Genomic DNA, 11,627 nt, shown 5'->3' on the forward strand with positions numbered 1-11,627 from the left:
CGACGAGGAGATACGGCGAAATGCCGAAGCAGAAGACGCACAGTGGCGCCAGCAAGCGCTTCAAGATCAGTGGCTCTGGCAAGGTGCTGCGCGAGCGCGCCGGCCGCCGCCACCTCCTGGAGCACAAGCCCTCGACGCTGACCCGCAAGCTGGCCGGGACCGTCGAGATGGCCCCCGCTGACGCCAAGAAGATCAAGAAGCTTCTCGGCAAGTGATCGCCCTCCCGCCCGGCGCGAGCCGTGTGCGGGGCAGCTGATCCTTCCCGACCCATTCGAATGACGGACCGCGTGAAGTAGTCCGTGGTCCAACCCAAGGAGTAATCAAGTGGCACGCGTCAAGCGGGCAGTCAACGCCCACAAGAAGCGCCGGGTCATCCTGGAGCGCGCCAGCGGCTACCGTGGCCAGCGTTCGCGCCTGTACCGCAAGGCCAAGGAGCAGGTCACCCACTCGCTGGTCTACAACTTCAACGACCGCAAGAAGCGCAAGGGCGACTTCCGTCAGCTGTGGATCCAGCGCATCAACGCTGCGGCCCGTGCCAACGGCATCACCTACAACCGCTTCGTGCAGGGCCTGAAGGCCGCCAGCGTCGAGATCGACCGCAAGATGCTGGCCGACCTGGCCGTCAACGACCCGGGTGCGTTCGCCTCCCTGGTCGAGGTCGCCCAGAAGGCGCTGCCGGCCGACGTGAACGCCCCGAAGGCCGCCGCCGACGCCGCCTGATCCTCCAGGATCGGTTGAGCTCCGACCGGACCCGCAGGCTCTCCTGCGGGTCCGGTTCTGCGTTTTCCACGTCCTCAGCGCCCCCGTCCCTCAGCGCCCCCTTCACAGAGCCCCAGAGAACGAGACCATGCCGAGCACCGACACCCCCCTGCTGACCTCCCTGCGCTCGCCGCGCGTCGTCGCCGCCCGCCGGCTCGCCAAGCGGAACCAGCGCACCAAGGAGCGCCGCTTCCTGGCCGAGGGCCCGCAGGCCGTCCGGGAGGCCGTCGCGTACGGCCGGCTGCCTGGCTCGGGCGAGCACGCGGTGGTCGAGGTCTACGTGACCCCGGAGGCCGCCGAGCGGCACGCCGGGATCGTGGAGTCCGCGCTGGACGAGGGGCTGGCGGTGCTGACCGCGACCGACGAGGTGATCGCCGAGATCTGCGACACGGTGACCCCGCAGGGCATCGTCGCGCTCTGCCGCTTCATCGACACCCCGTTCGCCGACGTCCTGGCAGCCCGCCCGAAGCTCGTCGCGATCCTCGCCCACGTGCGCGACCCCGGGAACGCCGGCACCGTGCTGCGCACCGCGGACGCGGCCGGCGCGGACGCCGTGGTGCTCACCGACGCCTCCGTGGACCTGTACAACCCGAAGGCCGTCCGGGCCTCCGTCGGCAGCCTGTTCCACCTGCCGGTCGCCGTCGGCGTGCCGGTCGAGGAGGCGGTCGGGCGGCTGCGCGCGGCCGGGATCCGGGTGCTCGCCGCCGACGGCGCGGGGGAGCGGGACCTCGACCAGGAGCTCGACGAGGGCACCCTGGGCGCGCCCGGCGCATGGGTGTTCGGCAACGAGGCGTGGGGGCTCCCGGAAGAGACCCGCGCGCTCACCGACGAGGTCGTGCGCGTCCCGATCCACGGACACGCCGAGAGCCTCAACCTGGCCACCGCGGCGGCGGTCTGCCTCTACGCCTCGGCCCGGGCGCAGCGCGGGCCCGGCGGCTGTCGCTCGAACGGCTGACGGCACCCCGCACGATCCACCCGCCAGGCCCTACTACCGGGGGCATGGAGGCGCTAGGGTCTGCCTCGGTGGGGGGAACGGCACGGTGGGTAATCGGGGAGGACACCCATGGTCGGCAACGGGCCCGAGCTCGACCCGGACGACCTGCCGGACGGCCTGGTGGTCGCCGACGCGCTCGGCCGGGTGGTCCGCTTCAACCGGGCCGCGGCCCGGATCACCGGCGTGCCCCCGGAGGCCGCGGTCGGCAGCGTCCTGGACGACGTCCTCCCGCTGGAGGACCTCGACGGGCGCCGCTGGTGGCAGCTGACCGACCCGTACGGCGGCCTCGCGATCCGCACCGGCCAACCCGAGCGCAACCTGCTGCTGCCCGGCGGCCGGGAGGTGCTCGTCTCCGCCCGCTACGTGCGGGCCGTGCCGCTGGGGCCCCTGGAGCGCCTGGTGATCGCCCTGCGCGGCACCGAGGACCGGCGGCGCACCGAGCGCAGCCACGCCGAGCTGATCGCCACCGTCGCGCACGAGCTGCGCTCGCCGCTGACCAGCGTCAAGGGCTTCACCGCGACGCTGCTGGCCAAGTGGGAGCGGTTCACCGACGGGCAGAAGCGGCTCATGCTGGAGACCGTCGACGCCGACGCGGACCGGGTCACCCGGCTGATCGCCGAGCTGCTGGACATCTCGCGGATCGACGCGGGCCGGCTGGAGCTGCGCAAGCAGGTCGTCGACGTGGCCGCGGCGGTGCGCCGGCACGTCGAGCGCAAGGTGGCCACCGGCATCCCCGAGGAGCGCTTCGACGTCCGGATCACCGAGCCGCTGACCGTGCTGTGGGCGGACCCGGACAAGGTGGACCAGGTGCTCGCCAACCTGCTGGAAAATGCCGTGCGGCACGGCGAGGGAACTGTCACGATCGAGGTGGCACCGGCCAAGGAGGTCGTCGAGGCACCCGTCTGGGAGCGCTCCGGCACCCCGCCCCGCATCGTGGAAGGCACAGCGGTCACCGTGAGCGACGAAGGCAGCGGTATCCCCGAGGAGTCGATGCCGCGCGTCTTCACCCGCTTCTGGCGCGGCTCCAAGCGCGGCGGCACCGGCCTCGGCCTCTACATCGTCAAGGGCATCGTGGAGGCCCACGGCGGCTCGATCCGCGTCGACCGCGCGCCCGGCGGCGGCGCCCGGTTCCGATTTATCCTGCCCGCCGGCGTTCCGGACTTCATGCTCTGAAAGAGAACGAACGACAAGCACAGCATCCTCTGACAGGGCGCCGGAGTCCCGCCGGACGGGCTTGACGGCAGCCGCGCAACGCGCTGCGACTACACTCGACCTTTGGCGTTGTGGGACGCCCTGCGCGGTCGTGCCGCGGACACCCCTCTTCCCCGTCGTACGGAGAAACGGCTGCCCGTGCCCCGGCCATGCCGGGCGTATCGCAAAGGCGAGCCCAATCACCTGAGCACGGACGAGCAGGAGCACGGGAAAGATAGAGATGTCGGCACCCAACAAGTCGTACGACCCGGTCGAGGTCGAGGCCCTCAAGCCCGAGGTGGTGGAGCAGGCGCGGGACGAGGCCGTCGCCGCCTTCGCCGCCGCCAGCACGCTCGACGAGCTGAAGCAGGCCAAGGTCGCCCACACCGGCGACCGCTCCGCGCTCTCCCTCGCCAACCGCGAGATCGGCGCCCTGCCCCCGCACGCCAAGGCCGCCGCAGGCAAGCTGATCGGCCAGGCCCGCGGCGCCGTCAACCAGGCCCTCGCCAAGCGGCAGGCCGAGCTGGAGGCGGAGCGCGACGCCCGTGTGCTGGTCGAGGAGGCGGTGGACGTCACGCTGCCCTACGACCGCACCCCGCGCGGCGCGCGCCACCCGCTGACCACGCTGGCCGAGCGCATCGAGGACACCTTCGTCGCGATGGGCTACCAGGTCGCCGAGGGCCCCGAGGTCGAGGCCGAGTGGCTCAACTTCGACGCCCTCAACCTGGGCCCGGACCACCCGGCCCGCTCGATGCAGGACACCTTCTTCGTCCAGGCTCCGGACGGCTCCGCCGACTCCGGCGTGGTGCTGCGCACCCAGACCTCCCCGGTCCAGGCCCGCACCATGCTCGACCGCGAGCCCCCCGTCTACGTGGTGTGCCCGGGCCGGGTCTACCGCACGGACGAGCTGGACGCGACCCACACCCCGGTCTTCCGGCAGGTCGAGGGCCTCGCGGTGGACGAGGGCATCACCTTCGCCGACCTCAAGGGCACCATCGAGGTGCTGGTCGAGAAGTTGATCGGCACCGGCCTCGAACTGCGCTGGCGCCCCTCGTACTTCCCGTTCACCGAGCCGAGCGCCGAGATCGACCTGCAGTGCTTCGTGTGCCGCGGCGAGAGCGTCGGCAACCCGGACCGCCCGTGCCGCACCTGCTCCTCCGAGGGCTGGATCGAGCTGGGCGGCTGCGGCGTGGTCAACCCGCGCGTGCTGGTGGCCTGCGGCGTCGACCCGAACCGCTACAGCGGGTTCGCCTTCGGCCTGGGCCTGGAGCGGATCCTGATGAATCGTCACAACGTCGCCGACATGCGCGACATGGTCGAGGGTGACGTGCGCTTCACCCTCCCGTTCGGGATGGAGATCTGATGCGCGTCCCGCTTTCCTGGCTGCGCGAGTACGTCGACCTGCCGGCCGGCGAGACCGGTCGCGACGTCGCCGAGCGCCTGGTCCGGGCCGGCCTGGAGGTCGAGACCGTCGAGCAGCTCGGCGGCGACCTCAAGGGCCCGCTGGTGGTCGGCGAGGTGCTCTCCATCGAGGAGCTGTCCGGCTTCAAGAAGCCGATCCGGCACTGCTTCGTCAACGTCGGCGACGCCAACGGCACCGGCGAGCCGCAGGAGATCGTCTGCGGCGCGACCAACTTCGCGGTCGGCGACAAGGTCGTGGTCGTGCTCCCGGGCGCCGTGCTGCCCGGCCCGTTCCCGATCGCGGCCCGCCAGACCTACGGCCACACCTCGGCCGGCATGATCTGCTCCACCCGCGAGCTCGGCATGGGCGACGACCACGGCGGCATCCTCGTGCTCCCGCCGGAGTTCGAGCCCGGCACCGACGCGATCGAGCTGCTCCAGCTCGTCGACGAGGTGCTCGACATCGCCGTCACCCCGGACCGCGGCTACTGCCTGTCCATGCGCGGCGTGGCCCGCGAGGCCGCCGCCGCCTACGGGCTGCCGCTGGCCGACCCGGCGCTGCTCGACGTGCCGCCGGCGAACTCCTTCGGCTACCTGGTCAAGGTCAACGACCCGGCCGGCTGCGACCGCTTCGTGGCCCGCACGGTCGTCGGCGTGGACCCGAACGCCAAGTCCCCGATCTGGCTGCAGCGCCGCCTCCAGAAGGCCGGCATCCGCCCGATCTCGCTGACCGTCGACATCACCAACTACGTGATGCTGGAGGTCGGCCAGCCGCTGCACGCCTACGACAAGCAGCGCGTGGACGGCCCGATCACCGTCCGCCGGGCGGCCGAGGGCGAGACCCTCACCACCCTGGACGGCGTCAAGCGCAAGCTCGCCGCCGAGGACCTGCTGATCTGCGACAACAGCGGTCCGATCGGCCTGGCCGGCGTCATGGGCGGCGCCTCCACCGAGATCCTCGACCCGGCCGCCGGTCCGGGCACCACCGAGGTGATCATCGAGGCGGCGCACTTCGACCCGGTCTCCATCGCCCGCTCCGCCAAGCGGCACAAGCTGCCCTCCGAGGCGTCCAAGCGCTTCGAGCGCGGCGTCGACCCGGAGGCCGCCCGTGCCGCCGCGCAGCGCGCCGTCGACCTGCTGGTCCTGATCGCCGGCGGCACCGCCGAGGCCGGGGTCACCGACATCGCCGCGCCGCACCCGGTGCGCACCATCTCCATCGCCGCGGACCTGCCCGACCGGGTCGCCGGCACCGCGTACGGCCGCGAGACCGTCACCCGGCGCCTGCAGGAGATCGGCTGCTCGGTCGCGGGCGCCGACGTCCTGGAGGTCACCCCGCCGACCTGGCGACCCGACCTCACCGACCCGTACGACCTCGCTGAGGAGGTCATCCGGCTGGAGGGCTACGACAACGTCCCCGCCCGGATGCCCAACGTGCCGCCGGGCAAGGGCCTGACCGAGGCCCAGCGCGTCCACCGCCGGATCGGCGTCGCGCTGGCCGGGGCCGGCTACGTCGAGGTCAACAACTACCCGTTCCTCGGCGAGCCCGCCTTCGAGGCGCTCGGCCTGGAGACGGACGACCGCCGCCGCCGGACCGTCAAGCTGGTCAACCCGCTCAACGACGAGGAGCCGGCGCTGCGCACCACGCTGCTGCCGGGCCTGCTCGGGGCGCTGCGCCGCAACGTCGGCCGCGGCAACACCGACCTGGCGATCTACGAGACCGGCACGGTCTTCCTGCCCAAGGACGAGCTGACCGTGGCCCCGCGCCCGGCCGTCGACCGGCGCCCGAGCGACGAGGAGCTGGCCGCGCTGGACGCCGCGCTGCCGGACCAGCCGCGCCGGGTCGCGGTCGCCCTCGCGGGTGAGCGGATGCCCTCCGGCTGGTGGGGCGCCGGCGCCCAGGCCTCCTGGGCGGACGCCGTCGAGGCGGCCCGCACGGTGGCCCGCGCGGCCGGCGTCGAGCTGACCGTGCGCCAGGGCCAGCTGGCGCCCTGGCACCCGGGCCGTTGCGCCGAGCTCGTCGTCGCGGGCACCGACCGGGTCGTCGGCCACGCCGGCGAGCTGCACCCGCGCGTCGTCAAGGCGCTCGGACTGCCGGCCCGCACGGCCGCGATGGAGATCGACGTCGACCTGCTCACCGCCGACGGTGCCGAGAAGGTCAGCGGCCCGGCCGTCTCCGGCTTCCCGGTGGCGACCCAGGACGTCGCGCTGATCGTCGACACGGCCGTCCCGGCCGCCGACGTGGAGGCCGCGCTGCGCACCGGTGCGGGCGAACTGCTGGAGGCCATCCGGCTGTTCGACGTCTTCACCGGCGAACAGGTCGGCGAGGGCAAGAAGTCGCTGGCCTACGCGCTGCGCTTCCGCGCCGCCGACCGCACCCTGACCGCCGACGAGGCCACGGCCGCCCGCGAGGCCGCCGTCGCCGAGGCCGTCACCCGTACGGGAGCGGTGCTGCGCGGGGCCTGATCCCGTAGCGCCCGAGAGGGCCCCGTCCTGGACCGCGAGGTCCGGGGCGGGGCCCTCTCGCGTTCGCCCGGCGTGCCTGCCGGCTCTCCGGGCTCTTCCGGCTCTTCCGACCTTCCTGACTTGACGATCGATCACCTCGTCGCTTATCTCTTTACCTATGGAAGTAGATAAAGGCGATGAACGGCCCTCGCCGATCGAGTTCCGCCTCGATCCGGCCTCCGGCGTCCCGACCTACCTCCAGCTCGTGCAGCAGGTCGAACAGGCTCTGCGCATGGGCTGGTTGACGGAGGGGGACCGGCTGCCGCGGGTGCGGGAGGTGGTGGCGGGGCTGGCGATCAACCCCAACACCGTGCTCAAGGCGTACCGGGAGCTGGAGCACCGGGGACTCGCCGCGGGCCGCCGCGGACAGGGCACGTTCGTGCGCGGGCTGCCCGCCGGGGTGGTGCCGCTGCGCGAACGGGCGGCGCTTCGGCGGGGATTGCTGGACTGGATGCGCTCGGCACAGGCCGCCGGGCTGGACGAGGGGGGGATGGCCGCGGTGTTCGAGGACGCGCTGCGCGACCTGCGTGAAGGCCGGGACGGGGTGGTGGCGTGACGGCCGTCGACACGGTGATCGACTGCGGCGGACTGGGCAAGCGCTACCGCCGCTCCTGGGCGCTGCGGGACTGCAACCTCGCCGTCCCGGCCGGGCACGTCGTGGCCCTGGTCGGCCCGAACGGCGCCGGCAAGACCACGCTGCTCAGCCTGGCGGCCGGCCTGACCCTGCCCAGCGCGGGCGCGATGACCGTCCTCGGCGGTCAACTCCCCGGCTCCCCAAGGGCATTGGACCGGATCGGCTTCGTGGCCCAGAACGCCGCGCTCTACCCGGGCCTGCGGGTGCGTGACCTGCTTGCGATGGGCCGCCACCTCAACCGCCGCTGGGACGCCGACCGGGCGCGCACCCACCTGGAAGGCCTCGGCATCCCCCTGGACCGCAGGTACGGGCGCCTCTCCGGCGGCCAGCAGGCCCAGGTCTCGCTCGCCCTGGCGCTCGCCAAGCGGCCCGAACTCCTGCTCCTGGACGAGCCGTTGGCCGCGCTCGACCCGCTCGCCCGGCACGACTTCATGGCCGTGCTGCTGACCGCGGTGGCCGAGGACGGCCTCTCGGTGGTCTTCTCCTCGCACGCCGTCAACGAGCTGGAGCAGAGCTGCGACTACCTGGTGGTGCTCGGCGGCGGCCAGGTCCAGGTGGCGGGGGAGGTGGACGACCTGCTGGCCGGCCACCGGATGCTCACCGGCCCGACCGCCGAGGCGGACGCCGTCGCCGAGCGGCTGCCGGTGGTCCGTGACCGCCGGGCCGGCGTCCAGTCCCACCTGCTGGTCCGCACCGGCGGACTGGACGCCCCGGTCTCCGACGGCTGGCGCCAACAGCGCGTCGGCCTGGAGGAGTTGGTGATCGCCTACCTGCGCGAGCCGACCGCCTCCGCCCTCCCCGGCCCGCTCGGGGCCGTCCGCCCGAACGAGAAAGCGCTGCTGCCGTGAGTGCCACCACCCTCGCTCCGCCCCGGTCCGCCGTCCTGCGGGCGGCCGGGCTGCGCCACCGGACGACCGTACTGACCCTGCTCACGGTGATGGCGGCGCTCGCCCTCGCACTGCTGCTGCACGGCTGGTACGTCCACGCCGGCCTGGAGCGCAGCGGCGCCACCTCGTGCGATCCGGCCACCGACGCCTGCGTGGCCCGGTACAAGACCTTCCTGCACGAGTACGGCGCCTCGCTGCTGGCCATCGAGCCGGTGGTCTACGTGCTCGGCGGCGCGTTCGGCGCCTTCGTCGGCGGGCCCCTGCTGGCCAGGGAGTTCGAGCACGGCACGGTCCGCTTCGCGTGGACCCAGGGCGCGGGACGCTCCCGGTGGACGGCGGGCACGGTCACCCTGGTGGGCGGCGTGCTGGTGCTGGTGGCGGCGCTGTTCGGGGTGCTGCTGCGGTGGTGGAGCGCACCGCTGACCCTCGGGGACGGGGGCTTCAGCCCGGACATCTTCATCCAGACGTGGCCGGTGATGGTCGGCCGCGTGGTCGTGTCGTTCGGAGTGGCCGTGCTGGCCGGCGCGGTCCTGCGGCGCACGGTGGTCGCGGTGGGCGTCGGTCTGGCCGCCTCGGTCGCGCTCCCCTTCGTCGCCGGGGCGTTCCGCTTCCACTACCAGCAGCCGCTGGAGGAGCCGGTGCACACGATGCGGGCGATGGCGCTGGACGGGCGCTGGCTGGGCGAGGTCTGGTTCTCGGACCCGGCCGGGAACCGGATCTCCAACGACGAGTTCTACAGCCACGGGGACTTCGCCCAGCTCCAGAAGCTGGTGCACGACGGCGGCTACACCGCGCACCAGGTGTACCAGCCGGCGGACCGCTTCTGGCCGTTCCAGTTCATCGAGGCCGGCTGGATGCTGGCCCTGGGGATCGCGGCCTGCGCGGCGGCGGTGTGGTGGGTGCGCCGCCGGGCCGTCTGACGGAGAAGTTGAGGAGGATGTGTCAAAACCCTTGCGGCAGCGGGGCTGTTGGGCGCTAATTTCTCGTTAGGAAAGTTTCCTAACCCTCACGGGAAACGGAGCGTGCACATGCGTCCTCAGTCCCGCCGTGCCCTCGGCATAGCCCTCGCCGCCGCCCTGGTGGCCGCACCCGCCACAGTCGTCGCAGCCGGTGCCGCCGGCGCCGCGCCGGCGGCGGCCGTCCAGCTCAAGGGAGTCGGACTCGACGACCCGCACAAGAAGGACATCGCGATGCAGCTGGTGTCGAGTGCGGAGAACTCCTCGCTGGACTGGAAGGCCCAATACAAGTACATCGAGGACATCGGTGACGGACGCGGCTACACCGCCGGCATCATCGGGTTCTGCTCCGGCACGGGCGACATGCTCGACCTCGTCCAGCACTACACCGCGCTCAAGCCCGGCAACGTCCTCGCCAAGTACCTCCCCGCGCTGAAGAAGGTCAACGGCAGTGCCTCGCACGCCGGTCTCGGCACCCCGTTCGTCAAGGACTGGGCCGCCGCCGCCAAGGACCCGGTCTTCCAGCAGGCCCAGAACGACGAGCGCGACCGGGTCTACTTCAACCCCGCCGTCGGCCAGGCCAAGGCGGACGGGCTGCGCGCGCTCGGCCAGTTCGCCTACTACGACGCCATCGTCATGCACGGCCCCGGAAACGGGTCCGACAGCTTCGGCGGCATTCGCGCCGCGGCCATGAAGAAGGCCAGGACCCCCGCCCAGGGGGGCGACGAGGCCACCTACATCAAGGCGTTCCTGGAGGCCCGCAAGGTGGTCATGAAGAAGGAGGAGGCCCACTCCGACACCAGCAGGGTCGACACCGAGCAGACGGTCTTCCTCAATGCGGGGAACTTCGACCTCAACCCGCCGCTGCGCTGGAAGGTCTACGGCGACAGCTACTCGATCGCGAGCTGAGCCCCTGGTGGGCCGGGGGTGGATGCCCCCGGTCCGCCGCGCGCTCGTTCCTAATTAATAAGTCCCCTGAATTATCAATACCGGCCCCCGAATTCGATCTTCGAAAGTGTGAAAGTCCTGTTCATCCCGTAACGAATCGAGCATGTGGGATAACGAAGTCTCCTTCCCTTATTGACGCATTCGCCCGGTGGGGCTTGACTCCCTCCCCTGCCGCACCGTCCGCGGCGCAGTACAGGAGGCACCACCGAACATGAACAGAGCCATGCGTCTCGCGGCCACGGGCACGGCCGCCGTGTCGCTCGCACTCACCCTCGCGGCCTGCGGGCAGACCGGCGCGGCGCAGAAGCCGGCCTCCGGCGGAAGCGGCGAGGCCATCGGTCTCCTCCTGCCGGACAACACCTCCTCCACGCGCTACGACGCGTTCGACAAGCCGCTGATCCAGCAGACGGTGACCGGCCTCTGCGGCCAGTGCACCCTGGACTACGCCAACGCGGGCGGCGAGGCGATCACCCAGAAGAAGCAGTTCGACGACCTGGTCGCCAAGGGCGTGAAGGTCATCCTGCTCGACCCGGTCGACGCCAAGGTCACCGCGCCGTGGGTCGACGCCGCCAACGCCAAGGGCATCAAGGTCGTCTCCTACGACCGGCTGGCCCAGGGCAAGGTCGCCGCGTACGTGTCCTTCGACAACGAGCGGACCGGCGAGCTCCAGGGCCAGTCGCTGCTCGACGCGCTCGGCCCGAAGGCCTCCTCGGCCAACGTCGTGATGATCGACGGCGCCGAGTCCGACCCCAACGCCGCGCAGTTCAAGGAGGGCGCGCACCGGGCGATGGACGGCAAGGTCAAGAAGATCGCCTACGAGCAGTCCGGCGAGTGGAAGACCGACGTCGCCGCGGCGAAGATGAACGAGGCCATCCAGAGCCTCGGGAAGGACGGCATCCAGGCCGTCTACGCCGGGAACGACGGCATGGCCGGCGCCGTGATCGACGCCCTGAAGGCCGCGGGCATCAAGAACGTCCCCGTGGGCGGCCAGGACGCGTCCATCGACGCGGTGCGCCGGGTGCTCACCGGCGAGCAGGCGTACACCATCTACAAGCCGTACAAGCCGGAGACGGACGCGGCCGGCAGCATCGCCGTCCAGCTCGCCGAGGGCATGGACATCAGCACGACCGCGACCTCGCTCACCTCCAGCAACGGGCTGCAGATCCCCTCGCTGCTGCTCACCCCGATCGTGGTGACCAAGGCGAAGGTCGAGGCCACGGTGGTCGGCGGCGGCCTCTACAAGGCGGCCGACATCTGCACCCAGCAGTTCGCGGCGGCCTGCGCCTCGGCCGGGGTCCAGTAGTCGGAGCCGGCGCACGAAAGCGGCGCGCCCGCACCGGGAGACCGGTGCGGGC

General features: G+C 72.1%; 11 protein-coding genes. All 11 read left to right on the forward strand.

Annotation, left to right across the window (positions count from 1 at the left end):
• The first annotated feature begins 20 nt into the window (after positions 1–20).
• The 11 genes from rpmI (at position 21) to AB0C76_RS32845 (ending at position 11,575) form a co-directional block, all read left to right on the forward strand.
• Positions 21–215 (forward strand): 50S ribosomal protein L35, encoded by a 195-nt coding sequence (rpmI, locus tag AB0C76_RS32795; protein ID WP_030286227.1) that lies wholly within the window; start codon positions 21–23, stop codon positions 213–215.
• Positions 216–324: 109 nt separating this feature from the next.
• Positions 325–720: a 50S ribosomal protein L20 gene (gene rplT / locus AB0C76_RS32800; RefSeq protein WP_030055649.1), complete on the forward strand. Its 396-nt coding sequence runs from the start codon at positions 325–327 to the stop codon at positions 718–720.
• Between the two features lie 127 nt (positions 721–847).
• On the forward strand, positions 848–1,714 hold the full coding sequence (locus AB0C76_RS32805; protein WP_359972591.1) for an RNA methyltransferase: 867 nt from the start codon (positions 848–850) through the stop codon (positions 1,712–1,714).
• A 108-nt stretch (positions 1,715–1,822) separates the two neighbouring features.
• On the forward strand, positions 1,823–2,926 hold the full coding sequence (locus tag AB0C76_RS32810; protein ID WP_359972593.1) for an ATP-binding protein: 1,104 nt from the start codon (positions 1,823–1,825) through the stop codon (positions 2,924–2,926).
• A 259-nt stretch (positions 2,927–3,185) separates the two neighbouring features.
• The gene (gene pheS / locus AB0C76_RS32815; RefSeq protein ID WP_359972595.1) at positions 3,186–4,307 is read left to right on the forward strand and encodes a phenylalanine--tRNA ligase subunit alpha; all 1,122 of its coding nucleotides are present in this window, start codon (positions 3,186–3,188) and stop codon (positions 4,305–4,307) included.
• On the forward strand, positions 4,307–6,808 hold the full coding sequence (gene pheT / locus AB0C76_RS32820; protein ID WP_359972597.1) for a phenylalanine--tRNA ligase subunit beta: 2,502 nt from the start codon (positions 4,307–4,309) through the stop codon (positions 6,806–6,808). Before pheS ends, pheT begins: the two co-directional genes overlap by 1 nt.
• A 157-nt stretch (positions 6,809–6,965) precedes the next feature.
• Positions 6,966–7,403 carry a GntR family transcriptional regulator gene (locus AB0C76_RS32825; protein ID WP_359972599.1) on the forward strand — a complete coding sequence of 146 codons (438 nt, stop codon included), beginning with the start codon at positions 6,966–6,968 and terminating at the stop codon, positions 7,401–7,403.
• Positions 7,400–8,329 carry an ABC transporter ATP-binding protein gene (locus AB0C76_RS32830; RefSeq protein ID WP_359972601.1) on the forward strand — a complete coding sequence of 310 codons (930 nt, stop codon included), beginning with the start codon at positions 7,400–7,402 and terminating at the stop codon, positions 8,327–8,329. The genes AB0C76_RS32825 and AB0C76_RS32830 overlap by 4 nt, the downstream gene beginning before the upstream one ends.
• The gene (locus tag AB0C76_RS32835; RefSeq protein WP_359972603.1) at positions 8,326–9,288 is read left to right on the forward strand and encodes a hypothetical protein; all 963 of its coding nucleotides are present in this window, start codon (positions 8,326–8,328) and stop codon (positions 9,286–9,288) included. The genes AB0C76_RS32830 and AB0C76_RS32835 overlap by 4 nt, the downstream gene beginning before the upstream one ends.
• Positions 9,289–9,396: 108 nt before the next feature.
• On the forward strand, positions 9,397–10,233 hold the full coding sequence (locus AB0C76_RS32840) for a chitosanase (RefSeq protein WP_359972605.1): 837 nt from the start codon (positions 9,397–9,399) through the stop codon (positions 10,231–10,233).
• A 250-nt stretch (positions 10,234–10,483) separates the two neighbouring features.
• Positions 10,484–11,575 (forward strand): substrate-binding domain-containing protein, encoded by a 1,092-nt coding sequence (locus tag AB0C76_RS32845; RefSeq protein WP_359972607.1) that lies wholly within the window; start codon positions 10,484–10,486, stop codon positions 11,573–11,575.
• Positions 11,576–11,627 lie beyond the last annotated feature (52 nt).

Origin of the sequence: Kitasatospora sp. NPDC048722 (assembly GCF_040650235.1) — a bacterium.
In the GTDB taxonomy this organism is placed as follows: domain Bacteria; phylum Actinomycetota; class Actinomycetes; order Streptomycetales; family Streptomycetaceae; genus Kitasatospora.